The sequence below is a fragment of the Dactylosporangium cerinum genome (assembly GCF_042653625.1).
In the GTDB taxonomy this organism is placed as follows: Bacteria; Actinomycetota; Actinomycetes; order Mycobacteriales; family Micromonosporaceae; genus Dactylosporangium; species Dactylosporangium cerinum.
Genome location: NZ_JBHSIU010000105.1, coordinates 26,656 through 51,254, shown reverse-complemented (window position 1 = coordinate 51,254; position 24,599 = coordinate 26,656). Strand labels below are relative to the sequence as shown.

At 71.5% G+C, this 24,599-nt stretch carries 25 protein-coding genes; 17 read left to right on the top strand and 8 right to left on the bottom strand.

Annotation, left to right across the window (positions count from 1 at the left end; genetic code table 11):
• Positions 1-15 precede the first annotated feature (15 nt).
• Both ACFPIJ_RS52770 and ACFPIJ_RS52765 read left to right on the top strand, forming a co-directional pair.
• Positions 16-360 (top strand): S24/S26 family peptidase, encoded by a 345-nt coding sequence (locus ACFPIJ_RS52770; RefSeq protein WP_380127104.1) that lies wholly within the window; start codon positions 16-18, stop codon positions 358-360.
• Positions 361-403: 43 nt separating this feature from the next.
• Positions 404-1,318, top strand: coding sequence for an SDR family oxidoreductase (locus ACFPIJ_RS52765; protein ID WP_380127103.1), 915 nt, complete (start codon positions 404-406; stop codon positions 1,316-1,318).
• A 33-nt stretch (positions 1,319-1,351) separates the two neighbouring features.
• Here the strand turns inward: ACFPIJ_RS52765 and ACFPIJ_RS52760 are convergent, their stop codons facing one another.
• Entirely contained in the window at positions 1,352-2,326 is a 975-nt protein-coding gene (locus ACFPIJ_RS52760; protein WP_380127102.1) for a helix-turn-helix transcriptional regulator, read from the bottom strand.
• A gap of 3 nt (positions 2,327-2,329) precedes the next feature.
• Positions 2,330-2,791 carry an effector-associated constant component EACC1 gene (locus ACFPIJ_RS52755; protein ID WP_380127101.1) on the bottom strand — a complete coding sequence of 154 codons (462 nt, stop codon included), beginning with the start codon at positions 2,789-2,791 and terminating at the stop codon, positions 2,330-2,332.
• Positions 2,792-2,893: 102 nt separating this feature from the next.
• Between ACFPIJ_RS52755 and ACFPIJ_RS52750 the strand changes: the two genes are divergently transcribed.
• Both ACFPIJ_RS52750 and ACFPIJ_RS52745 read left to right on the top strand, forming a co-directional pair.
• Positions 2,894-3,298 carry a Fur family transcriptional regulator gene (locus tag ACFPIJ_RS52750; protein ID WP_380127100.1) on the top strand — a complete coding sequence of 135 codons (405 nt, stop codon included), beginning with the start codon at positions 2,894-2,896 and terminating at the stop codon, positions 3,296-3,298.
• A 221-nt stretch (positions 3,299-3,519) separates the two neighbouring features.
• Positions 3,520-4,110: a TMEM165/GDT1 family protein gene (locus ACFPIJ_RS52745; RefSeq protein ID WP_380127099.1), complete on the top strand. Its 591-nt coding sequence runs from the start codon at positions 3,520-3,522 to the stop codon at positions 4,108-4,110.
• A gap of 35 nt (positions 4,111-4,145) precedes the next feature.
• Here the strand turns inward: ACFPIJ_RS52745 and ACFPIJ_RS52740 are convergent, their stop codons facing one another.
• Both ACFPIJ_RS52740 and serS read right to left on the bottom strand, forming a co-directional pair.
• Positions 4,146-4,583 carry a hypothetical protein gene (locus ACFPIJ_RS52740; RefSeq protein ID WP_380127098.1) on the bottom strand — a complete coding sequence of 146 codons (438 nt, stop codon included), beginning with the start codon at positions 4,581-4,583 and terminating at the stop codon, positions 4,146-4,148.
• A 150-nt stretch (positions 4,584-4,733) separates the two neighbouring features.
• A complete protein-coding gene (gene serS, locus ACFPIJ_RS52735) occupies positions 4,734-6,026 on the bottom strand; it encodes a serine--tRNA ligase (RefSeq protein ID WP_380127097.1) in 1,293 nt (430 codons plus the stop codon).
• Between the two features lie 147 nt (positions 6,027-6,173).
• Between serS and ACFPIJ_RS52730 the strand changes: the two genes are divergently transcribed.
• Entirely contained in the window at positions 6,174-6,875 is a 702-nt protein-coding gene (locus ACFPIJ_RS52730; protein WP_380127096.1) for a TetR/AcrR family transcriptional regulator, read from the top strand.
• On the opposite strand, the gene ACFPIJ_RS52725 is transcribed toward ACFPIJ_RS52730, so the two are convergent.
• The gene (locus ACFPIJ_RS52725) at positions 6,862-8,295 is read right to left on the bottom strand and encodes an MFS transporter (RefSeq protein WP_380127095.1); all 1,434 of its coding nucleotides are present in this window, start codon (positions 8,293-8,295) and stop codon (positions 6,862-6,864) included. The genes ACFPIJ_RS52730 and ACFPIJ_RS52725 overlap by 14 nt on opposite strands.
• A gap of 87 nt (positions 8,296-8,382) precedes the next feature.
• Between ACFPIJ_RS52725 and ACFPIJ_RS52720 the strand changes: the two genes are divergently transcribed.
• Genes ACFPIJ_RS52720 through ACFPIJ_RS52710 form a run of 3 tightly spaced genes read left to right on the top strand, consistent with a single transcriptional unit; the run spans position 8,383 to position 9,762 of the window.
• Entirely contained in the window at positions 8,383-8,685 is a 303-nt protein-coding gene (locus tag ACFPIJ_RS52720; protein WP_380127094.1) for an urease subunit gamma, read from the top strand.
• Between the two features lie 16 nt (positions 8,686-8,701).
• Entirely contained in the window at positions 8,702-9,205 is a 504-nt protein-coding gene (locus ACFPIJ_RS52715; RefSeq protein WP_380127093.1) for an urease accessory protein UreE, read from the top strand.
• Positions 9,202-9,762 carry a GTP-binding protein gene (locus ACFPIJ_RS52710; protein ID WP_380127092.1) on the top strand — a complete coding sequence of 187 codons (561 nt, stop codon included), beginning with the start codon at positions 9,202-9,204 and terminating at the stop codon, positions 9,760-9,762. Before ACFPIJ_RS52715 ends, ACFPIJ_RS52710 begins: the two co-directional genes overlap by 4 nt.
• A 10-nt stretch (positions 9,763-9,772) precedes the next feature.
• Here ACFPIJ_RS52710 and ACFPIJ_RS52705 read toward each other — a convergent pair whose 3' ends face one another.
• A complete protein-coding gene (locus tag ACFPIJ_RS52705; RefSeq protein WP_380127091.1) occupies positions 9,773-11,140 on the bottom strand; it encodes a cytochrome P450 in 1,368 nt (455 codons plus the stop codon).
• A 114-nt stretch (positions 11,141-11,254) separates the two neighbouring features.
• Between ACFPIJ_RS52705 and ACFPIJ_RS52700 the strand changes: the two genes are divergently transcribed.
• Positions 11,255-11,722: a GNAT family N-acetyltransferase gene (locus ACFPIJ_RS52700; protein ID WP_380127090.1), complete on the top strand. Its 468-nt coding sequence runs from the start codon at positions 11,255-11,257 to the stop codon at positions 11,720-11,722.
• Between the two features lie 98 nt (positions 11,723-11,820).
• Here ACFPIJ_RS52700 and ACFPIJ_RS52695 read toward each other — a convergent pair whose 3' ends face one another.
• Positions 11,821-12,456, bottom strand: a complete 636-nt coding sequence (locus ACFPIJ_RS52695) for a dihydrofolate reductase family protein (protein WP_380127089.1) — start codon at positions 12,454-12,456, stop codon at positions 11,821-11,823.
• Positions 12,457-12,627: 171 nt separating this feature from the next.
• Here ACFPIJ_RS52695 and ACFPIJ_RS52690 point away from each other — a divergent pair, with 171 nt between their 5' ends.
• Together ACFPIJ_RS52690 and ACFPIJ_RS52685 are read left to right on the top strand one after the other, a co-directional pair.
• Positions 12,628-13,530, top strand: coding sequence for a metal ABC transporter substrate-binding protein (locus tag ACFPIJ_RS52690; protein ID WP_380127088.1), 903 nt, complete (start codon positions 12,628-12,630; stop codon positions 13,528-13,530).
• Positions 13,531-13,547: 17 nt separating this feature from the next.
• Positions 13,548-14,987 (top strand): M1 family metallopeptidase, encoded by a 1,440-nt coding sequence (locus ACFPIJ_RS52685; protein WP_380127087.1) that lies wholly within the window; start codon positions 13,548-13,550, stop codon positions 14,985-14,987.
• Positions 14,988-15,019: 32 nt separating this feature from the next.
• On the opposite strand, the gene ACFPIJ_RS52680 is transcribed toward ACFPIJ_RS52685, so the two are convergent.
• Positions 15,020-16,666, bottom strand: coding sequence for a substrate-binding domain-containing protein (locus ACFPIJ_RS52680; protein ID WP_380127086.1), 1,647 nt, complete (start codon positions 16,664-16,666; stop codon positions 15,020-15,022).
• Positions 16,667-16,935: 269 nt separating this feature from the next.
• Here ACFPIJ_RS52680 and ACFPIJ_RS52675 point away from each other — a divergent pair, with 269 nt between their 5' ends.
• The 6 genes from ACFPIJ_RS52675 to ACFPIJ_RS52650 all read left to right on the top strand — a co-directional run bounded on the left by ACFPIJ_RS52675 (position 16,936) and on the right by ACFPIJ_RS52650 (position 24,585).
• Complete coding sequence (locus tag ACFPIJ_RS52675; protein WP_380127085.1) at positions 16,936-17,928, top strand: hypothetical protein; 993 nt, start codon at positions 16,936-16,938, stop codon at positions 17,926-17,928.
• Entirely contained in the window at positions 17,925-19,532 is a 1,608-nt protein-coding gene (locus ACFPIJ_RS52670) for a vWA domain-containing protein (RefSeq protein ID WP_380127084.1), read from the top strand. Before ACFPIJ_RS52675 ends, ACFPIJ_RS52670 begins: the two co-directional genes overlap by 4 nt.
• Before the next feature lie 57 nt (positions 19,533-19,589).
• Positions 19,590-20,477 carry a polyphosphate kinase 2 gene (gene ppk2, locus ACFPIJ_RS52665; protein ID WP_380127083.1) on the top strand — a complete coding sequence of 296 codons (888 nt, stop codon included), beginning with the start codon at positions 19,590-19,592 and terminating at the stop codon, positions 20,475-20,477.
• Between the two features lie 125 nt (positions 20,478-20,602).
• A complete protein-coding gene (locus ACFPIJ_RS52660; RefSeq protein WP_380127082.1) occupies positions 20,603-21,427 on the top strand; it encodes an MEDS domain-containing protein in 825 nt (274 codons plus the stop codon).
• 8 nt (positions 21,428-21,435) lie between these two features.
• Positions 21,436-23,127 carry a 4-alpha-glucanotransferase gene (locus tag ACFPIJ_RS52655; protein ID WP_380127081.1) on the top strand — a complete coding sequence of 564 codons (1,692 nt, stop codon included), beginning with the start codon at positions 21,436-21,438 and terminating at the stop codon, positions 23,125-23,127.
• Between the two features lie 93 nt (positions 23,128-23,220).
• Positions 23,221-24,585, top strand: a complete 1,365-nt coding sequence (locus tag ACFPIJ_RS52650) for an SPFH domain-containing protein (protein ID WP_380127080.1) — start codon at positions 23,221-23,223, stop codon at positions 24,583-24,585.
• Positions 24,586-24,599 lie beyond the last annotated feature (14 nt).

Sequence of the window (24,599 nt, the reverse complement as noted above, 5' to 3'; positions counted from 1 at the left end):
ATGCTCGCGGACACGATGGGTGCTCTGGACATGGTCGCCGCGCGGGTCGCGGCAGGCGCGACGGTGCAGTTCCGGCCGAGCGGATCCTCGATGGTGCCGCTGGTGCGCAGCAGGGACCTGGTCACGGTCAGACCGGTCGACCCGGCGAAGGTCGAGGTCGGCGACATCGTCCTGGCCAAGGTCGCCGGCACGGTCTACCTGCACCTGGTGTCGGCGATCGACGCCGCCGGCGGGCGGGTGCAGATCAGCAACAACCGGGGGCGGATCAACGGCTGGACCGGGCACGCCAAGGTGTACGGCATCTGCGTCGCCGTCGAAGGTGCTCGCCGGCCCCGCGTGGACGGGAAGATCCGCCAGTAAAGTCGGACAACGGTTGTCAGGTTTTGCTGGCACGGTCAACGCCATGAACACACCACTGAAGGGCAAGGTCGCGCTGGTCGCCGGGGCCACGCGGGGCGCGGGCCGGCAGATCGCGGTGCAGCTGGGGGCGGCGGGCGCCACCGTGTACGCGACGGGACGCACCACCCGGCAGCAGCAGTCGGAGATGGGGCGGCCGGAGACGATCGAGGAGACCGCCGAACTCGTCACCGCGGCCGGCGGCGTCGGCATCGCGGTGCAGGTCGACCACCTGGTGCCGGAGCAGGTGCGGGACCTGGTCGCCCGCATCGACGCCGAGCAGGGCCGCCTCGACGTGCTGGTCAACGACATCTGGGGCGCCGAGGGGCTGTTCACCTGGGACAAGCCGCTGTGGGAGGACTCCCTCGAGACCGGCCTGCACATCCTGCGGCTCGCGGTCGACACCCACATCATCACCAGCCACGCCGCGCTGCCGCTGCTCATCCGCCGGCCCGGTGGGCTCGTCGTGGAGGTGACGGACGGCACCCTGGAGTACAACGCCGACAACTACCGGGTGTCGTTCTTCTACGACCTGGCGAAGATGTCCGTGCTGCGGCTGGCGTTCGCGCAGGCGCACGAGCTCAAGGCGCACGGCGCGACCGCGGTCGCGATCACGCCCGGCTGGCTGCGCTCGGAGATGATGCTCGAGCACTTCGGCGTGACCGAGGCCAACTGGCTCGACGCGACCGCCAAGGAGCCGCACTTCGTGATCTCGGAGACACCGGCGTACCTGGGACGCGCCGTCGCCGCGCTCGCCGCCGACCCCGACGTGGCCCGGTGGAACGGGCAGTCGCTGGCCAGCGGGCAGCTGTCCGCCGTGTACGGGTTCACCGACGTCGACGGCAGCCGCCCCGACTGGTGGCGGTACTTCAAGGAGGTCCACGAACCCGGCAAGCCCGCCGACGCGACCGGCTACCGGTAGAGCGCGGTCAGCCGCGCTCCTGGTAGAGCGCGGTCAGCCGGGCTCTTGGTAGAGCGCGGTCATTCGCGCCGCTGCCGTGCGCATGAGGTCGCGCAGTGACGGCGGGTCGAGGACCTCGACCTCCGGGCCGAGCTTCAGCAACTGGGTGTAGGCGACCTCGACCGACTCGACCGGCAGTTGCAGCACCACCCGGCCCTGCTCGTCGGCCGGGTGGTGCACCGCCTCCCGCACGGCGAGGGCCTCGACCGAGTACCGCAGCAGCCACAGGCCGTGCGGCGTCACGCGGATCGTGACCCGCTCGGCCAGGACCTGCCGGACGAAGTCGTCGGCCCGGGCCGCCCAGAACCCGGGCAGGTCGAACGCCGGGTCCCGGGTGAACGCGGCCTCCTCCGTGGTCAGGTCCACGATCCGGTCGACCCGGTACACGCGCAGGTCGTCGCTCGTGCTGACCCGCCCGACGAGATACCAGGCGCCGTTCTTGAGGACCAGGCCGTACGGTTCGACGGTCCGGGTGACGATGTCGCGCCGCCGGTAGCGCAGCCGCACCACCCGGTCGTCCCAGACGGCGCGGGCCAGCTCGGCGAGCCACGGCGGCGGCTGCGCCGGGTCCTCGAACCAGCCGGGCACGTCGAGGTGGAAACGCTGCCGGGCCTGGCCGGCGGCGTCCCGGATCGGTGCCGGCAGCGCCGCGGCGACCTTCAGCTCGGCGACGGCGAGCACGTCACCGAGGCCCATGTCGCGGGCCGGTCCGGGCAGCCCCGACAGGAACAACGCCTCGGCCTCGGCGCGGCTGAGGCCGTTGAGCTTCGTGCGGTAGCCGTCCAGCAGCCGGTAGCCGCCGGCCCGGCCCTGCTCGGCGTACACCGGCACGCCGGCGGCGGACAGGGCGAGGATGTCGCGGTAGATGGTCCGCTCGGACACCTCGAGGGCCTCGGCCAGCTCGCCGGCGGTGACGGTGCCGCCGGCCTGCAGCAGCAGCACGAGCGAGATGAGCCGGGAGGCGCGCACGGGCTACTCCGGTGCCGGTTCCGGGTCCCGTGCCGGTTCCGGGTCGGCGGCCGGCGGGTTTGCGGGCGGCGGGTTCGTGGCCGGCGGGTTTGCGGCCGGCGGATTCGCGGGTGGCGGGTTCGTGGCTGCCGGGTCTGCCGGCGGCGGGTCGAGGGCGTCGACGACGCGGCGGATCTCGTCGGGGGAGCCGTCCAGCTCGACGACCGTGTCGCGGTGGCGGATGCGGACCCGTGGCGGCCGGGGGCGCGAGCCGCGCCACGACGCCACCGCGACGAGCAGGCCACCGAGCGCGATGCCGTTGCTCACCACGGCGCTGATGATCTCGAACGCGGCGCCCATCTCGCCGGGGCGCGGCGGCGTCGGGGTCAGGGTCACCGGCACCGTTCGGCGGATCTCGTCGTCGCGGAGCCAGCGATACAGCATCCGCAGGGATTCCTCGTCGTCGACCTCAAGGCTGATGTCCACGCCCGCACCGTACGCCATGTCTCGGTGCGCCAGGTGGGGGCGGCGCACGTTTCGCCAGGGCGTGCGGCGCTGGTTTGGTGAGGTCACGCTAAGCTTTTTCGAGTGAACGACCTGGAGCAGCACCCCGCCCGGCGCAACACCCGCCAGCGCGACGCCGTGATGACGCTGCTCAGCAACGTCGACGGGTTCCACAGCGCGCAGGAGCTGCACGTCATGCTCCGCGAGCGCGGCGCCAACGTCGGCCTCACCACGGTCTACCGCACGCTGCAGCTGCTCGCCGAGACCAACGAGATCGACGTCATGCAGGTGCCGGGCAGCGACACCCGGTACCGGCGCTGCAGCGACCGCCACCACCATCACCTCGTCTGCCGCGGCTGCGGCCGCACGGTCGAGGTCCTCGGCCCGGCCGTCGAACGGTGGGCGGACCGCGTCGGCGAGGAGCACGGCTTCACCGACGTCAGCCACACCCTTGAGATCTTCGGCACGTGCGGGCGTTGCGCCAGGTGATCGCCGCGGGTGATCGGGTAGGCTGAGGGCGCGCGAAGGGGAGTAGTCCTCCAACTGCGTGGTCGACATACTGGGGCGCTAGCGCTCCCGGCCACGCGGCCTCGTTGCTTCCGGCCCAGCCGGAGCTCCGGGGCGGACGAGACCTTCGACTCAGGCTGAACAAGCCGGGTCGAGGTCGTCCGTGCCCTCCTCCCGGTCCACCGGGAAGGTTTTCACTGCACATGAGCGGTTTCCTCGCTGCCCTCGCCATCAGCTTCGGTGTCATCTTCGTCGCCGAGCTGGGCGACAAGTCCCAGCTGATGGCGTTGACGTTCGCGACCAGGTACAAAACCGTGCCGGTCCTCATCGGCATCACCATCGCCACCGCTGTCGTGCACCTCGTGTCCGTCGCCGTCGGGTACGGCCTCGGCGCCTCCCTCCCCACCGGCTGGATCTCCCTCGTCGCGGCCGTCGCCTTCTTCGCGTTCGGCGCCTGGACCCTGCGCGGCGACTCCCTCACCGACGCCGAACGCGACAAGGCCTCCCAGCCCACCACCCGCTCCGCGATCGTCGCCGTCGGCGTGGCGTTCTTCCTGGCCGAACTCGGCGACAAGACGATGCTCGCCACGATCACCCTCGCCACCCAGCACGGCTGGTTCGGCACCTGGCTCGGCTCGACGATCGGCATGGTCGCCGCCGACGCCCTGGCCATCGTGGCAGGCCGGATGCTGGGCAAACGCCTCCCGGAACGCACCATCAAGTACGGCGCGGCGATCCTGTTCGTCCTGTTCGGCGCCTGGCTCCTGGTCGAAGCCCTCCGCGAGCTCCTGTAACAAGCCTGCCCCATGATCCCGTGCACCTTGCGGGATCATGGGAATTCGGCGTCGCCGGTGGCCAGGAGGAGTTCGATCGCGAACTCGGCGTCGGCCTGGCCGACGGCGAGCCCGACCCATCGGTCCGTGCCGGGTGGCCGCCAGACGGACAGCCGCAGCGTGAGCATGCAGAGCCGGGCCATCGGCTCGGGCACCTCGTCGTCGCTCCAGAGGTACGGCTCGAGGTCAACCACCTGGGGCTCGCCCCAGCGGGCCGTCAGCCCGGCCGCCAGGTCCTGGAAGGCGGCGTCGATCTCCGCCTGGGCCGGCTCGACGACCTCCTCGCTGCGGTCGTCCCAGAATTCCTGGCTGGCCTGCAGGACGTACACGTGGAAGCCGGGTCCGCTGGACTGCGATCCGTCCCGCGTGCCCTCGCCCGGAAAGGGCTGCGCGAGCAGCCGGTCGACGATCGCGAGCCGGTCTTGCACGATCATGGGACGAGGCTAGTCCACGCCCGCGAGATCCGGTGCCGTCGAGCGCGGAGGGGTGCTGGAAGCGCAGGAGCGCAGGGTGGGCGGCGAGGCCGGCCCGCGTCGGTTGTCCGGGCGGGCGGCCTCGCGGCCAGGGTCGTCGGTCGGGCTGGGCTACCGGCGCTTGGTGGGCTTCACGATCCGGTCGGTGCCGACCTTGTCGCGCAGCACCTCGGGCACCAGCACCGAGCCGTCGTCCTGTTGGAACTGCTCGAGGATCGCCGGGAAGATGCGGCTGGTGGCCAGGGCGGAGCCGTTGAGCGTGTGCACGAACCGGTTGTTCTTCGAGCCCGGGACGCGGTAGCGGATGCCGGCGCGGCGGGCCTGGTAGTCGCCGGCCCAGGAGACCGAGGACACTTCCTTGTACTTGCCGGTGCTCGGCATCCACACCTCGATGTCGATGGTCTTGCGCATCGAGGCGCTGGAGTCGCCCGCCGCCAGCAGCGACCGCCGGAAGTGCAGGCCGAGCGAGCTCACCAGGTCCTCGGCGTAGTCGACCATCTCCTCCAGGGTCTTCTCGCCGTCCTCGGGGGAGGTGAACTGGAAGATCTCGACCTTGTTGAACTGGTGGCCGCGCACGGTGCCGCGCTCGTCGGAGTGCGAGCCGGCCTTCTCGCTGCGGTAGCAGGGGGTGTAGGCATATGCCTTGTGGGGCAGGTCCGCCGTCTCGAAGATCTCGTTCTGGTAGGCGCCGAGGATCGCGGTCTCCGAGGTCGGCAGCAGGAAGCGGCCGCGCTCGTCGCCGTCGGTGGCGATGTGGAACACGTCGTCGTAGAACTTCGGGAACTGGCCCGCGGCATAGCCGGCCGAGTCGAGCAGCAGGTGCGGCGGCAGCATGAACTGGTAGCCGGCGGCGAAGTGCCGGTCGATGAACCAGTTGACCAGGGCCCATTCGAGGCGGGCACCCCAGCCGGTGTAGATCCAGAAGCCGGAGCCGCCGAGCTTGACGCCGCGCTCGAAGTCGACGAGGCCGAGCTCGTTGGCGAGGGTCACGTGGTCGCGGACGTTGTCGATCTTCGGTGCCTCGCCGAAGACCTTGACGACGACGTTGGCCTCCTTGCCGCCGGCCACGACGTCCTCGGCGGGCAGGTTGGGCAGCTCGCTCATCACCGTGGTGAGCTGCTCCTGCACGGCGGCGAGGCGGTCCTCGAGCTCCTGCAGCGCGGCCTTGGCGTCGCGGGTGGTCGGCTCGACGGCCTGACCGGCCGCCTTGGCGGCGCCGAAGGCGCGGGCCTCCTCCTTGCGGCGGGCCCGCTCGGCGTCGATGTCGCCGATGAGCTCGCGGCGCTGCTTGTCCAGCTCGGCGATCGCACTGAGCGCGCGGGACACCTCGGACGGCTCGAGCCTCTTGGACAGGGCGGCCTCGACAGAGGCCCGGTCCTTGCGAATCAACTCGATGTCGAGCATGGTTGCCGCGCACCTTTGGCTAGGGTTTTCGGGACACCACGGATGTTACCGGGTGGGTCCGACGGAATTTCCGACCGCCGCCGCCACCCACCCCGGGGATCAAGCCGCCGCCAGAAGGCGACGCGGCGGCGAATTATGCTTGCCGGCATGTCCGGAACAGCCCGGGAATCGATCTGGACCCGGCCCGACCGCCGGTCCCGGGGTCCGGTCCCGCAGCACAGCCGCGCCGAGATCGTGGCCGCCGCGACCGCCCTGGCCGATGCGGGCGGCCTCCCGGCCGTCTCGATGCGCGCCGTGGCAGCGGCCCTGGACACGGGCGCCGGCTCGCTCTACCGGTACCTCTCCTCCCGCGACGACCTGCTCGACCTCATGGTGGACGCGGCCCTCGGCGAGCTCCCCGTCGACCGTCCGCTGCCCGGCGACTGGCTCGACAGCCTCGTCGGGCTCGCCCGTGACCAGCTGGCGCTGTACCGCCGCCACCCTTGGCTCAGCGAAGCCACCCGCCGCCCGGGCGCGTTCGGCCCGCGGACCGTCGACTACTTCGAGCGCTGCCTGGCCATCATGGCGCCGCTGCCGAACGCGCCGGGCGCGAAGATGGAGGCGGTCGCCGTGCTGACCGGGGTGGTGGCCCTGTTCTCCGTGCCGGCACCCATGAACCCGCCGCCCGACGACCCGCAGGCCATGGCGCGCAAGCAGGCCGGTCAGCTGTTCGCCCTGGTCGACCCGGGCCGGCATCCGCACCTGGCCGCGGCGTTCACGACCCCTCAGGACAACGCCGACGCCGGGCCCGACCTGTTCGAACGCACCATCCGCGGCGTCCTGCGCGGCCTCCTGATCAAGCCTGTCTGAGCGGCGCCGCCGGGGGAGCGTCCACGGCGCAGTGCCACGGCGTCTCCGCCGGCACCGGCGCCTTCGGGTTGCGGATCGTGACGGCGGCCACGGCCCCGGCGAGCAGGCACAGCGCGGCGCAGATGAGCACCGCCGTGTGGAAACCGGCGGAGAGCTCGTCCGGGTGGAGGTACGCGGACCCGGTTATGCCGGCGGCGGCGGGCAGCACGGAGACGGCGATGAGCCCCGCGGCCCGGGCGACGTCGTTGTTCACGGCCGAGGCCATGCCCGCGTGGCTGGCGGGGGCGGAGGACAGCGCGGTGGAGGTGAGCGGGGCGACGGTCGTGGCCAGGCCCAGGCCGAGGACCACGACGGCGGGCAGGACCTCGGTCAGGTACGACCCCGACCCGGTGATCCGGGCGAACAGCGCCATGCCCACACCGACGAGGACGGGTCCGGCGCTCATCTGCAGGCGCGGGCCGATGCGGGCGGCGAGGGCGCCGGAGCGGGCCGACAGCAGCAGCATGATGACGGTGATCGGCAGCAGCGAGACGCCGGCCTCCAGCGGGCTGTAGCCGGCGACCTGCTGGAGCTGGATCGGCAGGAGGAACAGGGCGCCGCCGATGGCGCCGTAGATGACGAAGGTGACGACATTGGTGGCGCTGAACTGGGGTGAGGAGAACAGGTCCAGCGGCAGCATCGGATGGGCGGTGCGGCGCTCCCACCAGACGAACCCGGCCAGCAGCAGCCCGCCGGCGACGAGGCTGAGGGGATTGGACTCGATGAGGCCGTAGGTGAGGCCGACCAGGCCGAGGGTGACGAGGGTGCCGCCGGGGACGTCGACGCCTCCGGTGGCGGTGGTGTCGCGGGACTCCGGGACGTGGCGCCAGGCGATCAGGACGACGGCGGCGGCGATCGGGACGTTGATCGCGAAGATCAGCCGCCAGGACGCGGCGCCGACGAGCCAGCCGCCGAGGAACGGGCCGATCGCGGTGGCGACGCCACCCAGGCCGGACCAGGCGCCGATGGCGCGGCTGCGGTCCTCGGGGCGGAAGGAGGCCTGCAGGATCGCGAGGCTGCCGGGAGTGAGCAGCGCCGCGCCGACGCCTTGCAGGCCGCGGGCGGCGATGAGGGTCGGCGCGTCGGGCGCGGCGCCGCACAGGACCGACGCGACGGCGAACCAGATGACACCGATGAGGAAGACCCTGCGCCGCCCGTACCGGTCGCCGAGGGCACCCGCGATGAGCAGCAACCCCGCCAGGGCGAGGGTGTAGGAGGTGACCACCCACTGCAACGTCTCGAGGTCGGTGTCGAACGAGCGGCCGATCGCCGGCAGCGCGATGCCGACGACGGTCGCGTCGATCGCCGCGATGCCGGAGCCGAGGATGGTCGCGGTGAGGACCCAGCGACCGGTCGCGCTGCCGTACGAGAGCGTTGCCATGCGAAGAAGTTAGCCCGGCCCGAGTGAGCGCGGCGGCCCGCACCGGCGGCAGAGTCGGGGAGGAAGGAACAGGGAAAGGAGGCGGCAGTGCATCTCACACCTCGTGAGCTGGACAAGCTCACGATCCTCACCCTGGCGCAGATCGCCAACGCCCGCAAGGAACGCGGGCTGAAGCTCAACCACCCGGAGGCGGTCGCGGTCATCGCGGCCGAGGCGCTGGAGGGGGCGCGGGAAGGGGCGAGCGTCGAGGAGGTCACGGCCCGGGCCCGCACCGTGCTGTCCCGCGACGACGTCATGGACGGGGTGCCGGACATGGTGCCGTTCATCCAGGTCGAGGCGGTCTTCACCGACGGCAGCCGCCTGGTCACGGTGGACGGGCCCATACGATGAAGGAGCTGGGAGCGACGTGCTCGTCGAGCAGATCCGTGGCAACCTCGCCGACGGCGCGTGGCGCCCGGCCAACACCGACGTCCTGCGCCTGGACCAGTGGGAGGCGCAGAAGCGCCGGCTCCGCAAGCTGACCGACGGCGGCGTCGACGTCGCGCTGTCCCTGGACCGCGACAGCCGGCTGCGCGACGGCGACGTGCTGTGGGCCGACGAGGGCGGCGAGTCGGTGATCGTGGCCCGGCTCGAGATCGGCGAGGTGATGCTCGTCGACCTGCCGCGCCGCGACGCCGACGGCGCGCTGCGGGTCGCGGTGGAGCTCGGCCACGCCATCGGCAGCCAGCACTGGCCGGCCGTGGTGAAGGGCGGGCAGGTGTTCGTGCCGGTGACCCTGGACCGCACGGTGATGGACTCGGTGATGCGCAGGCACGCGTTCACCGGGGTCAGCCACCGGTTCGTGCCGGGCGCCGACGTCATGCCGTACCTGGCACCGCAGGACGCCGACCGGCTGTGGGGTACCAGATGAAACCCATCTGCCGCATCGGCATCGCCGGACCCGTGGGCAGCGGCAAGACCGCCCTCATCGAGGAGCTCGTGCCGCGCCTCGTCCAGCGCCGCCTCAAGGTGCTCGTCGTGACGGGGGACGTCGCCAGCACCGAGGACGCCGACCACATCCGGCTGGCGCTCAAGGGCATCCTGCCGGAGGACCGGATCGTCGGCGTGCCGGCCGCCGTCCGCAGGGACGCGGTCGAGGACCTGGAGTCCCGGTTCCCGGACACCGACGTCGTGCTCATCGAGAACGGCGCGGCCGACTTCGTCGTCCACGTCATCGACGTGGCCGCCGGCGACCGGATCCCGCGCAAGAACGGGCCCGGCATCAGCCGCTCCGACATCCTCGTGGTCAACAAGACCGACCTGGCGCCCTACGTCGATGCCGACCTCGGCGTCATGGCCGCCGACGCGGCCGTGCAGCGCGGCGGCAAGCCGGTCGTGTTCACCAACTGCCGCACCGGGTTCGGCATCCCGGAACTCACCGAACGGATCCTGGAGGGCGCGCTGTTCGACGTCGGGGTACGGGTCTGACACCGGGCGCTCAGTGGCGGTACCCCTTCACCTTGACCTTGAAGCTCATCGACGGGCCGGGCGTCGGCGCGGTCTTGGTGACGAGCGTGTAGCCGGGCGGGTCGAGCTCCAGGTCGAGGCGGTGGAACAGGCGCGCCATCGACAGGGCCATCTGCACGTCGGCGAAGCTCTTGCCGAGGCAGGTGTGCGGCCCGCGCCCGTACGGCGAGTACGCGCCCGGCTGCAGGTGCTCCGCGCGGGGCTTGGCGTAGCGGTCGATGTCGAACGTGTCCGGATCCGGGAAGTACTCCTCCATGAAGTGCGGGACGGTGGTGCCGATGTACACCATCTCGCCCTCCTTGATGGTGTGCCCGGCGAACTCGAAGTCCCGCGTCGCGGTCCGGGTCAGCGCGACCGCGATCGGGTAGAGCCGCATCGTCTCCATCAGCGCGTACCGGATCGACGGGATCCTGCTCAGGTCGTCGTCGGTGATCGGGCCGTCCGCGAACAGGGCGTCGGCCTCGGCCTGGACCCGGGCGAGCACCTCGGGGTGCTTGAGGACCGAGTAGATGAACGCCGCGGTCGTGTTCGCCACCGTGTCCAGTCCGGCGACATACGGGCCGGTGAGCGCGAGCACCAGGTCGTTGGCCGGCAGGACGCCCTCGCGGTTGAGGTGCACGTCCATGAGGTCCTCGACCAGGTTGCGCTCCTGCGCGGGCTTGCTGCCGGCGGTGGCCCGCAGGTCGGCGACCATCTTGTCGCCGAGCTCGAACACCCGGGCGCGGGCCTTCTTGTAGCGGGGGTTCTTCAGCAGGATCTTCGGCCGCTGCCTGGTGACGAGCACGTTGAGCACGTACAGCGTCATCGTGCGGATGTCCGGCACGTACTCCAGCGGCGCGTTGCCGGTCAGGATGATGCCGAGCTGGTCGGTGACCAGGTACTGCAGGGCGTGCACGACGGGGACCGACCCGCCGGCCCGCCAGTCACGTTCGATGACCCGGTCGGTGATCTCGACGAGCTCGTTGCCGCGGCCCTTGATGGCGTCGCGGGAGTAGCCGCGGCGCATGATCTCGCGCAGCTCCTTGTGGCTGTCGCCGTCCTCGCCGAGGATCGTGCGGGTGCCGCCGTACTCGTCGAGGAAGCCCTGCCAGAACTCCTTCGACCGCAGGCATTCCCGGCCCTCCTTGGAGCCCATGAAGTTGGCCGCGTCGGCGCCGGCGATGACCGGGTAGGTCTTGTTGAACAGCTTGATCCTGAAGACGGGGCCGTTGTCGCGGTACGCCCGGGCGAAGAACCGCCCCGGGTCCTTGGCCATCTCCAGGACGTTGCCGACGACCGGTCGCCCCTTCGCGAGGGGGATCGGCCGGGCCGCTGCCGGGGCTGTTTCGGTGACAGTCATGGGCGTCGACCCTCCGTGGAATCGGCAAAACGATGCGGATCATATCGAATGTTGTCGGTCCGCGACGTCCCTCGTGTTACCCGCCGGTGACGATCGGTGTGCACCATGATCAGTATGCGGTTGCGGCGGTGGGCGGACGGCGACGTCGAGGCGTTCTACGACATCTACTCCCGGTGGGAGGTGATGCGGCACCTGGGCGCACACCCCCGGCGGGTGGTTGCGGACCGCGAGGAGGCGCTCGCCCGGCTGGCGCGGCTGCAGGGGCGGGAGGACGGGCCGAGAGGGTATTGGGCGATCGAGGAGGATGGTGTACCGGTGGGAACGGTGCTCCTGCTTCCGCTGGACGCGTCGGACGAGGTCGAGATCGGCTGGCACCTGCACCCCGGCCATCAGGGCAAGGGCCTGGCCACCCGCGCGGCCCGGGAGTTGCTGTCCCGGACCGGCGGGCGGGTCCTGGCGCTCACCGACCAGGACAACCTCGCGTCGCAGGCGGTCGCGGTCCGGCTCGGCATGACCGACGAGGGGCTGACCGACCGCTGGTACGGCATCACCGCCCGCCAGTTCGCCATCACGCTCGGCTGAGCCGTTCACGCCCGGCTGAGCCGTTCACGCCCGGCTGAGCCGTTCACGCCCGGCTGAGCCGTTCACGCCCGGCTGAGCCGTGACGCCCGGCTGGGCTGTTACGCCCGGCTGAGGATCAGGTGGGTCGCCGAGTCGGAGGCGACCATCCGGGTGCAGGTGAGCCCGTCGGTGAGGCCGTCGGCGAAGAGGCGCTCGCCGCGGCCGAGCACGATCGGGATGATCGCCACGTGCAGGTGGTCGACGAGCCCGGCGCGCAGGTACTGCTGGATCGTGGAGACCCCGCCGCCGACCTGCACGTCGAGGCCTCCGGCGGCGTCGGTGGCCTGCTCGAGGGCGGCCTCGATGCCGCCGGTGACGAAGTGGAAGACGGTGCCGCCCTCCATGGTCACGCTGGGCCGGGCGTGCCGGGTCAGGACGAAGACCGGGTGGTGGAAGGGCGGGTCGGCGCCCCACCAGCCGGCCCAGGACTCGTCGGCGGCCCAGGGCCCGCGCACCGGCCCGAACATGTTGCGGCCCATGATCGTGGCGCCGATGCCGGTCCGCCCCGCGGCGATCATCTCGTCGTCGACGTCCTCGCTGCCGCCCTCCTCGCCCATCATCTGCCGGCCGGTGCGGGTCTTGAACAGCCACTCGTGCAGCTGTTCGCCGCCGACGCCGAGGGGGTTCTCGGGGGACTGATCGGGTCCGGCGCCGTACCCGTCGACGGAGATGCAGAAGTGGTGCACGCGCAGCATGGCTGTGTCCTCCAGAACAGTTCCAGAAACGGTGTCACCTACTGATCGCAGCGGGACGCCCGTAATCGACACCCTGGACAAAAACTAGCCTCCTAGGATGCCGTACGCGCCGTGGCCCCGGTAACCATGCGTTTTTGACAATCATTGTCAACAGTCGCCAGGATGGGGATCATGTTGCGTCGCGCCGTCCTCGCCGGCCTCACCGCCGGGTCCCTGTTGCTCAGCATCGCCGCGTGCGGTGGCGACGAGCCGAGCCCGCAGCGGCAGCAGGACGGCCGGCTGAAGATCGTGGCGGGGTTCTATCCGCTGCAGTACATCAGCGAGCGGATCGGCGCGGAGAACACCGCCGTCACCAACCTCACCCAGGCCGGCGCCGAGCCGCACGACCTGGAGCTCAAGCCCACCCAGCTGGCCCAGATCACCGACGCGGGCCTGGTGGTGTACCTGGCGGGGTTCCAGCCGGCGGTCGACGAGGCGGTGAAGCTGCAGGCGAAGGACAAGGCGTTCGACGTCGCGTCGGTGGAGTCGCTGCAGGCCGGTGGGGACCTGGACGGAGGGCACGGCGACGACCCGCACGTGTGGCTCGACCCGATCCGGTTCGCCACGATCGTCGGCAAGCTCGCGGACCGCCTCGCCGCCGTCGACCCGGCCAACGCCGACGCGATCAAGGTCCGGGCCGGGCAGTTGCAGGACGAGCTGCGCCGGCTCGACGAGGACTACGCGGCCGGGCTGCAGACCTGCGCGCGGCGCGAGATCGTGACCAGCCACGCCGCGTTCGGGTATCTGGCCGCCCGGTATCACCTGATCCAGGTGCCGATCAGCGGCCTGGACCCGGAGGCGGAGCCGAGCCCGCAGCGGGTGTCGGAGATCGCCGCCCTGGCCAGGCAGAAGGGCGTGACGACGATCTTCTTCGAGGCGCTGGTCAGCCCGAAGCTGTCGGAGACGGTCGCGAAGGAGATCGGGGCGAAGGCGGCCGTGCTGGACCCGATCGAGGGCGTCGAGGAGGGCAACGACTACATCTCCGTCATGGTGCACAACCTCGTCGCGCTGCGTGACGCGCTCGGGTGCAGCTGAGTCATATGCTTGGCCGGGTGCGTCGCCCATCGAGACTCCTCGCCGCCCTGACCGCGACCGCCGTCCTGGCCGGCTGCACGTCGACGGAGGGGCGGACCCTGGTCCCGCAGCCGCCGCCGCAGCAGCTGGACCCCGGCAACCTCGACGGCACGTCGACCCCGGTGGCCGACCCGTTGTATCCGGCGTATGGCAACCCGGCGATCGACGTGCTGCACTACGGGCTGGCGCTGACCTGGGCGCCGCAGACGAAGACCCTCACCGGGAAGGCGACGGTGAAGCTGCGGGTGCTGCGGGCCGAGCCGTCGTTGCGGCTGGACCTGACCGGCCCGTACACCGTGACCACCGCGACGATCGACGGCGCCGAGGCAGCCGGCCGGGTGGCCGACGGCAAGCTGACCGTGGACCGGGCGTTGACCGCCGGCACCACGATCACCCTGGTCGTGGGGTACGCGGGGACGCCGGCGCCCGTGCCGATGCCGTCGCACCGCGGCGACGCCGAGCCGCTGGGGCTGACGGTCACCGCCGACGGCGGGCTGTGGACGATGCAGGAGCCGTTCGGCGCGTCGACCTGGTATCCGGCCAACGACCAGCCGTCGGACAAGGCGCTCTACGACATCTCGGTCACGGTGCCGGAGGGCTGGGAGGCGATCGCCGGCGGCACGCCCGGGCCCGTGCAGGGCAGCACCTTCAGCTACTCCTCGACGCAGCCGGTGGCGACCTACCTGACCACCCTGGCGGTGGGGGAGCGGTATGAGCAGGAGCGGCTGACCGGCCCGAACGGCCTGCCGATCACGCTGTGGACCAGGCCCGGCACCGACGACCGGCTGCTGCCGGTGCTGCGCCGGGCGCCGGAGCAGCTGCGCTGGCTGGAGGCGCGGTTCGGGCGGTACCCGTTCCCGAGCGCCGGCGCGGTGATCGTGCCGTCGCGCTCGGCGATGGAGACCCAGCAGATGGTGACGATCGGCGGTGACGTGCTCGGCAACTCCAAGAGCGTCACGCCGCTGGACGGGATCATGCTGCACGAGTACGCGCACCAGTGGTTCGGCGACGCGGTCAGCCCGGCGAGCTGGAAGGACGTGTGGCTCAACGAGGGCTGGGCGACCTACGCCGAGGCGCTGTACACGGCGGAGCGGGACGGTTACGACATCGAGGACTGGGCGCAGCGGGCCCGCAAGAGCGACGCGGACGCGCGGCAGCGGCTGGGGCCGCCCGGCAACCCGCGGGCCGACAGTTTCGCGGAGGGCAACGTGTACGTGTGCCCGGCGCTGATGCTGCACGAGCTGCACAAGGCCCTGGGCGACCAGGCGTTCTTCGCCCTGGCGCGGGCGTGGGTGTCGCAGCACGCGGGGACGGCGCAGGACCGGGTGGCGTTCACGGCGTTCGTGAACCGGCAGACCGGCCGCGACTTCACCGCGCTGATCAACGCGTGGCTGGACTCGCCGACGACGCCCGCCTGACCTGCAGGCCGGCCTGGCGGCCGGCCTGGCGGCTATTCGTGCAGGCCGCCGGCGACGACGTGGATGAAGGCGGCCTGCACGTCGCTGGTCTGCATCGCGTTGTCGACGTAGGCGTCGATGGGTTTGAGGGCTTCCTTGAGCTTGTCGGCGGATTCCTTCTTGCCGAGCACGACGATGCTGACCTTGACGGGCTTGTTCGGGTCCTGCAGCGCGGTGAGCTTCTGCACGAGGCTCTGGACGGCCTGGGTGTTGGCGCTGTCCCTGTTCTGGTCGTCGGTGAGGATCAGCACCTGGTTGAACATGTCGTCCTGGAAGTCGTCGCGGACGGACTGGTAGCCGGCGACGATGGCGTCGAAGAGGCCGGGGCCGGACTTGTGGGCGGCGAGCTTGGCGACCTGTTTGCCGAACGCGGCGCGGCTGGCGTCGTCGAGCCGGTCGGTCGGCATGAGCTTGCGGTAGCCGGGGGTGCCGGGGTTGACCTCCCACAGGCCGAGGCGGGATCCGACCGGCATGAGGCCGGCCAGGACGGTGCAGCCGTCGCGGAGGACCTCGAGCGGGCCGGCCTTGTTGCCGGGCGGTGGTGAGGAGCCGGCGGTGGGGCTGCTGACGCTGTTGGTGGCGAGGTCGACGATGATGAGCAGGTTGCTGCGCCGGTCCTCGGGGTCCCAGGTGGCGAAGACGTGCTGGACGTGGTGCGGCTGGAGGACCTCGAAGGGTTTCGCGGTCGGCTCGGGCAGCACGTTGGCGCCGTCGAAGATCGGCCGGAGGTTGTCGGGGCCGCGCAGGCCGGCGTCGGCGATGGCGCGGCTGCCCTCGGGGCTGGTGAACGCGGCGTAGAGGCGGCGCAGCGCGGCGGCCTTCTTCGGGTCGGCGGCGGCGGTCGCGGACGGCAGCCAGGTGTAGCGCAGCAGCGCGGTGTGGTCGCTGCCGATGATGTAGCGCCGGTCGGACTTCGCCAGCCGCAGCGTGGCCAGCAGCGCGTACTCGGGGATCAGCCCGACCTCGCCGACGGCGTCGGGGATGGCGGCGAGGTCGTGGTTGACGGTGCGGGTGACGCCCAGGACGTTGGTGAGGACGAGCGAGGACGCGTCCATGCCCTTGTCGAGCCAGACGGCCTCGCCGACGGCGCCGGCGGCAACCATGCCGTCGCCGGACATCGCGGGGTTGCGCACGACCATCCTGACGCCGGAGTTCCTGGTGTTGAGCAGCCCGGCGAGGGCGAGCCAGCTGCCGCCGCCGGCGTTGATCCGGTCGCCGGTCGCGGGGTCGGTGACCATGTAGATCGGGCTCGTCGCCAGGGTGGCGTATGCGTTGAGGGTGCCCTTCTTCGCCAGGTACTGCGGCGGGGCGATCACGTCCCAGGCGGCGTCGTCGGGAATCCACAGGTCGGCGCGGCTCTGGCTGAGCTGCCCGCCGGCGGGGCGGCCGTCGGTGCTGATGGTGTCGACGAGGATGCAGTTGTCGCCGCCGCGCAGGGTGCGGCCGGCGGCGGAGACCACGGTCGCGAACGAGGAGGCGGTGACCACGTGCAGGGTGGTCGGGCAGCCTTCCTCGGCGCCCTTGGCCGCGTTGTTGCGCAGGACGTACCACCCGGCGCTGCCGACGAGGCCGACGGCGAGGAGCAGGACGAGCCCGCGCAGCAGTGCGCCGAGGCGGGGGCCGGTTTGGTGCTTGCCCATCGTTTGGGACCATCCGCGAGGTCAGAGGGGGTTCCGGGGAGGTGACCGACGGAAAGTATGCCATTGAGCAAGGAAGATGCCGGTCCTGCTCGACCGTCCGTCCGGCACCCTGAGCCGTTCAGCCAGGTGGCCCGGCCGGACGGTCATCGTCCGTCCGGCGGCCGGGGCCGTGGACGGCGATCGCCCGGATGTCCACAGTGGACACGGTAAACACGGTCTGAACAGGGAATAGACACCCGGGGATTGCGTATGCAGGGCACACTCGGGGTGTGAAAAGGACCGGATCGCTGATCGTGGTGGTGGCGCTGCTGGTCATCGCCGGCGCCGCCGTCGGCCATGTGCTCGGCCGCCGCGCCGACACCCGCGAGCTGACCGGCGTGATCGGATCGGAGAAGACGGCGTTCTTCGCCGACCCGGCCGTCAAGCAGGCCCTGGCCGGGCACGGCATCAGGCTGCGCCTCGACCCGGCCGGCTCGCGCCGCATGGCCGACATGAACCTCGGCGGCTACGACTTCGCGTTCCCCGGCAGCGCACCCGCCGCCGTCGAGATCACCCGCCGCCGGACCCCCGCCGCGGCGCCGGTCGCGGTGTTCAGCTCACCCCTCGCCGTCGCCGGCACCAGCCCGATCGCCGACCTGCTGCAGAGCACCGGGCTGGCCCGCCGCGGCGCCGGCGGCCACCGGGTCCTGGACCTGAAGGCGTTCGTCGCGGCCAACCAGCGCGGGCTGCGCTGGGATCAGATCCCCGGCAACGCGACGTTCCCGGTCGCCAAGGCGGTCCTGGTCGCCACGACCCGGCCCGCCGACTCCAACTCCGCCGCGCTGTTCGCCGCCGTGCTCAACCAGGTCACCGGCGGTGACCTGGCCGCGGTCACGAAGGTCTTCGCCGACCAGGGCGCGGTGGACACCACCACCGACGAGCCGTTCGAGAGCTGGCTGAGCCGGGGCAAGGACTTCGCGCCGCTGGTCCTGGTCTACGAGGCCCAGTTCCTCGACCGGGGCACCGGCGCCGATCACGTGCTGCTCTACCCGTCGCCGACGATCGTCAGCGAGCACACCGTCGTGCCGTTCACCGCCGCCGGCGCCGACCTGGCGAAGCTGCTCTCCACGGACCCGCAGCTGCAGCGGCTCGCCGCCGCGCACGGGTTCCGCACCGCCGGCGCGCCCGGCCCGGTCGCCCTCGGCGCCGCCGACACCATCCCGTCCCCGGACGAACCCACCCTGCACGCGCTGCTCATCGCGCTGGAAGAGAGACTGACATGAGGAAGCTGCTGATCGTGGCCCTCGCCGCCACGTGCGCCCTCACCGCCTGTACCAAGGAACCCCAGGCAGCGAAGGGGGAGCCGCCGTTCCTCAAGGGCGACGGGACCCTGCGTGTCCTGGCCGGCAGCGAGCTCGCCGACCTCCAGCCGATCCTGGACGAGGCGGCCCGCGCCACCGGCGTCACGGTCAAACTGACCGCGACCGGCACCCTCGACGGCGTCGAGTCCGTCGTCAACGGCGGCGCCGCGAAGCAGTACGACGCGACCTGGTTCGCCAGCAACCGCTACCTGCAGCTGCACCCCGACGCCGCGAACCGCACCGGCACCGCGACCAAGATCGCAACCTCGCCCGTCGTGCTCGGCCTGCGCAGGTCCGTCGCGCAGCAGCTCGGGTGGCTGGAGACCCGCCCGACGTGGAGCGAGATCGCGGTCGCCGCCGGCGACCGCCGCTTCACCTACGGGATGACGAACCCGGCCGGCTCCAACTCCGGGTTCGCGGCCCTCGTCGGGGTCGCCGCCGCGATCGCCGGGACCGGCGCGGCGCTGACCGCCGACCAGATCGGGCCGATCACGCCGCGGCTGCGGGCGTTCTTCGCCGGGCAGAGCCTCACCGCCGGCTCGTCCGGCTGGCTGATGGATGCGTACCTGCGCGCCGCCGCCGAAGGCCGGCCCGTGGACGGACTGGTCAACTACGAGTCGGTGATTCTGTCCCTGAACGCCTCCGGCAAACTCGCCGAGCCGCTCACCGTGATCTACCCGGCCGACGGGGTCGTCACCGCCGACTACCCGCTGACGCTGCTGACGGGCGCGTCGGAGCAGGCCCGCACCAACTACGCCGCCGTCGCCGACTATCTGCGCCGGCCCTCGGTCCAGCGCACGATCATGACCCGGACGTGGCGGCGCCCGGCGGTGCCCGATCCGTCGCTGACGCTCACCGCCGAGTTCGGGCCGAAGAGCGGCAACCTGCCGGAGCTGCCGTTCCCCGGCCGGCTCGACGCCGCCGACGCACTGATCGGGGCGTTCGGCGACTCGCTGCGCCGGCCCGCCCGCACGATCTACGTGCTGGACCTGTCCGGGTCGATGAAGGGCGAGCGGCTGCAGGGGCTCAAGACCGCGCTGAGCGGGCTCACCGGCGCCGACGCCAGCCTGTCCGGGCAGTTCAGCCGCTTCAACGGCCGGGAACAGGTGGTGCTGCTGCCGTTCAGCAGCCGGCCCGGCGCGGCGACGACGTTCGAGCTGCCGGAGGCCGGGTTCGAGCCGGTGCTGGCGCAGATCCGCGGCCACGTGGACAAGCTCAAGGCCGAGGGCGACACGGCGATCTACGACGCGCTGCTGGCCGCGTACGCCCTGGCCGGGTCCGGCGGCGACCGGTTCACCTCGATCGTGCTGCTCACCGACGGCGAACGCACCGCCGGGGCGGACCTCGCCGCGTTCCGGGCGAAGGTGCCGCAACTGCCCAGGGTGCCGGTGTTCACGGTGCTGTTCGGCGAGAGCAACACCGGCGAGATGACCGAGGTCGCCACGCTCACCGGCGGACGGACCTTCGACGCCCGCGCGGCCGGTGCCCTGCCCGCCGCGTTCAAGGAGATCCGGGGCTACCAGTAACACGCTGTTCAAACGCCGGTAGTGGTGAAACGTCGGGCGAGAGGGTACATCAGTGGAATGGCTGACCTCTCGCTCGACGACTACCTTGTCGAGGACGACGACGATGACGATCCCGTGCTGCTGCGCAAGGACGGCCGGCCGATCGACACGTGGCGGGAGGACTACCCGTACGACGAACGGATGACCCGCGACGAGTACGACCGGACCAAGCGCCTCCTGCAGATCGAGCTGCTGAAACTGCAGAACACGCTGAAGTCCCGCGGTGAGCGGCTCGTCATCCTGTTCGAGGGCCGCGACGCCGCCGGCAAGGGCGGCACCATCAAACGGTTCATGGAGCACCTCAACCCGCGCGGCGCCCGGGTCGTCGCGCTGGAGAAGCCCAGCGAACGCGAGCTGACCCAGTGGTACTTCCAGCGGTACGTCCAGTACCTGCCCGCCGCCGGGGAGTTCGTGCTGTTCGACCGGTCCTGGTACAACCGGGCCGGCGTCGAACGGGTCATGGGCTTCTGCACCCGCGCCGAGTACCTGGAGTTCATGCGGGAGGCACCGGAGCTGGAGCGGATGCTTGTGCGGTCCGGGATCAACCTGGTGAAGTTCTGGTTCTCGGTGTCGCGCAACGAGCAGCGGACCCGGTTCCTGATCCGGCAGGTCGACCCGGTCCGGCAGTGGAAGCTGTCCCCGATGGACCTCGCCTCCCTTGACAAATGGGACGATTACACCGAGGCGAAGGAGGCGATGTTCTTCTACACCGACACCGCCGACGCGCCCTGGACCGTGGTCAAGTCCAACGACAAGAAACGCGGCCGGATCGAGGCGATGCGGCACGTGCTCAACCGGTTCAACTACGACGGCAAGGACGTCGGCCTGGTCGGCACCCCCGACCCATTGATCATCGGTGCTGCCGCGCTGGCGGACGAGGCATTGGACGACGCACCCGGGCTCTAGGGCCTGTGTCGAAGTAGGAGTCGGTGCGAGGCGTGGTTCCAGGCGGCGTCTGGGCCCGCCGCAGCCCGGCGCCTACTTCGACACAGGTCCTAGTGCCAGGTCGTGTTTGTCCATACGCTGTGGAGGTGTCGGAGTGGCGCGAGAACCCGTCGTGGCGGCTCGGTGATCATGTCAGCGTCACCTATGCGGCCGACGACGAGTGCCGCGACCTGCTGACGGGTTTCGTGACGACCGGCCTGCGCCCAGGTCAGCGCGTGGTGGTCTTCCTGGACGCCGACGACGTGGACCTGGCCCGGCACCTCACCGAGGCCGCCCCCGCCGCCGCCCCCGGGCAGCTCATGGTGCTCAGGCACGGCACCGGGTTCGATGTGTCCGGGCCCACCCGGGTCCAGCAGATGCTGGACGGGCTGACCGCCGTGCGGGACCAGTCCTACGCCGAGAACTACCAGGGGCTGTTCGTCGCCGGGAAGATGACGTGGACGCTGCGGGCCGGGTTCGACACCCCCCAGCTGCTGGTCTACGAGTCGGCCGTGAACCGGTTCTTCGGTGACGGCCGGGTGGCCGGGCTCTGCCTGTATGACCGCCGCCGATTCGCCAAGGAGGCCCTCACCGCCATCGGCGCGGTCCATCCCGGGCCGCTGCTGCGCTTCAGCGTCGGCGGCTGGGGCGCCCACCTGCGGCTGTCCGGCGAACTCGACGCCTCCAACGCCGGCTCCCTGCCGTCCATCCTCGGCCTGGTCACCGAGGTCGACAGCACCGTCCTGCTCGACGCCAGTGACCTGCGGTTCCTCGACGCCGCCGCGGCCGGCACCATCGTGCGGTTCGCCGCGTCCCGCCCCACCCGGCACACCGTGGTGCGCTGCACCCGCGGCGTCCGGCAGACGCTGAGCCTCGTCGGCGCCGACACCGTGCCGACCCTCGTGCTTCGCGAGCAGGTCAGCGGGGTATGACGGTTCGCGTGCCAGGTTTCCCCCGCGGTGTCGCGACCTACTACGAGACGTCCGGCGGCGAGCGCGTCGACATCGACCCGTCCGTCGTGGAGACGGTCCTGTCGCTGCTCGGACCGCCCGCCGTCCCGCACCCCGCCGCGCCGGTCGTCCCGGCCGGCCCGCTGCCCGAGGTGCCGCGCACCTGGGGTTGGATGCTGCAGCTGTACGGGCTGCGCTCCGCCGGCTCCTGGGGCGTCGGCGACTTCGCGGACCTGGCCGAGTTCACCCGCTGGGCGCGATCCGCCGGCGCCGGCGCGGTCCTGGTCAACCCGCTGCACGCGGTCGCGCCAGTCGACCCGCTGCCGGCCTCGCCGTATTCGCCGTCGTCGCGGCGGTTCGTGAACCCGCTGTACCTGCGGATCACCGACCTGCCGGAGTACCGCGACGCGCCGCCTCCGCTGCGGGCGGCCGTCGACGCGCTGCGGCCGTTGTCGTCACCGGACGGGCTGATCGACTACGACGGGGTGTGGCGGGCGAAACATGCGGCGTTGACGCTGCTGGCGCCGGGTTCGGGCGCAGTTGTTTTGCAACGCTCCGACCTGACCGACTTCGCCGTGTACTGCGCGCTCGTCGCCGACCACGGCCCCGACTGGCGGACCTGGCCGGTGGAGCTGCAGCGGCCAGGCGCCGCCGCCTACGCCGTCGCCGACCCCGCCGCCGTCGCGTTCCACATCTGGCTGCAGCGGCGGTGCGCCGAACAGCTCGCGGTCGCCAACGCCGCCGCCGAGGGCATGGCGGTGGGCATCATCCACGACCTCGCCGTCGGGATCGACCCCGGCGGCGCCGACGCGTGGACGCTGCAGGACGTCATCGCCGCCGGCGCGAAGGTCGGCGCCCCACCCGACGCGTTCAACCAGCAGGGCCAGGACTGGGGCCTCGCGACGTGGAGCCCCGACCGGCTCGCCGACACCGGCTACGCCGCGTGGCGGACCCTCCTGCGGGAGATCTTCCGGCACGCCGGCGGGCTGCGCGTCGACCACGTCGCCGGGCTGTGGCGGCTGTGGTGGGTCCCGCCGGGCCAGTCCCCGGCGCAGGGCACCTACGTGTACTACGACGACGCGGCGATGCTCGGCATCCTCGTCGAGGAGGCGAAACTCGCCGGTGCCGTCGTCGTCGGCGAGGACCTCGGCACCGTCGAGGACGTCGTCACCACGACCCTGCAGGACCGCAACATCCTCGGCTCCGCGGTGCTGTGGTTCACCCGCGACGACGACGGCCGGTTCCTGCCGCCCGGCGACTGGCCGCACAACGCGCTCGCCAGCATCTCCACCCACGACCTGCCGACCGCCGGCGGGTTCCTGTCCGGCGAGCACGTCCTGGCCCGCGCCGAGGCCGGCGTCCTCACCCGCGACGTCAAGGTCGAATGGGCCGCCTTTTCGAAGGAACGCGCCGCGCTGCTGGACCTGCTCGACGCCGAAGGGCTCACCGGGCCGGACAGCACCGACGAGGAGATCGTCCTGGCGATGCATCAGCTGCTGCTGCGCACCCCGTGCCGGATCGTGCTCGCCTCCCCGTACGACGTCCTCGGCGAGCCCCGCCAGCCGAACCTGCCGGGGACCACGTCGCAGTACCCGAACTGGCGGATCCCGCTGCCGCTGTCCCTGGAGGACCTGACCGTCGACGCGCGGATGAAGCAGATCGCGGATTTGTTCAACTCCTGACGCTTTTCAGTGCCTGAGGCTTTTTCAGTGGCGCGTGCTTGACGGCGTTGGCCAATATGGGTGCCCGGAATCCCACGATCAGGGAGCGGGCGGATGTCGAGCGGGAACAGCTACCTCAACCAGGTTGTCGCACAGCAGGAGCGGCTCGAGGCGGACCTGCGGTCCAAGCGCAGCGCGCCGGCCCCGGCGGCGCAGGCCCCGGCCCCGGGCGGGCCGACCCGCGGCGGCGGCCGGCAGCAGGCGACCCAACCGGCGCCGAACGCGGTCGAGGTGCGCGTCACCGGGTTCGGCCGGTGGAAGACCGTGATCGTCCCGCCGAACGCGTTCGTCGTGCACACCCGCCGCGGCCGCAGCGAACCGCTGCACGTGGGGCTCGGTGTGTCGTTCCGGTACAACCCGGCGACCGACTCGTACCTGGTCGTGCCCGGCGCCATGCAGACCATCCTGATCAACGCGTTCTGCATCTGCCGGGAACTGCAGGGCGTCCTCGTCCAGGCGTACGTGCAGTGGATCATCGAGGACTTCTCCACCGCGTACCGCAAACTCGACTTCGGCGACGTCGAGGACCCGATGCGCCTCGTCAACCTGCAGCTCAAGGAGCAGGCCGAGGCCGCCATCAAGGACAAGGTCGCCACCCTCGGGGTCAGCGACGTCCTCAGCGACAAACAGCCGATCATCGAGGAGCTGACCGCCCGGCTGCGCGCCGTGGCCGAAGGCACCTCGTCGGACGCCTCCGCCGGGCTCGGCCTGCGCATCGTCACCGTGCAGATCAAGGAGGCCGTGGTCAGCTCGTCGCGACTGTGGGAGAACCTGCAGAAGCCGTACCGCTCCGAACAGGGTCGCATCGCCCGGCTCGCCGAACTCGCCGCCGACGAGGCGATCGGCACCCGCGAGCTCGCCGCGTCCCGGCTGCGCCAGACCGAGCAGATCGAGAGCGACCGGGAGCTCGCCGAGCTGCGCGCCCGCAACGCCGCGGTCCAGTTCGACCAGGAGTCCGGGGAGCAGCTGCGCCGCTCGCAGCGGCAGGAGGAGGACAGCCGGGCCCTCGCGGACCTGCAGGACGCGACGACCCGGCACGCGATGGCCCTGGAACGGCAACGCGCCGCGGAGGAGGCCGAGATCGGCCGGCTCCGCATCGAACGCGAAACCGAACTGCGCCGCCTCACCGTCAACGGCGACCTCGCCATCGACGCGATCCGCGCCCAGGCGGTGCACGAACAGGGCCTGCTGGAACTGGAACGGATCCGGCTGCGGGCCGAGATCGACAACGCCCAGTCGGTGGAGAGCATCCAGGCGAAGCTCGTCGACGCCCTGCCGGAGATCGTGGCGAAACTGCCGAAACCCGCGGAGCTGCGCGCCGTCACCATCGGCGGCAACGACACCAGCAGCGTCGGCGGCCTGCTCGCCGAGCTCGCCGGCGTCGTCGGTGCCCTGCAGGCGACGCTGAAGAAGCCGTAAGGCGGGTGCGGCGG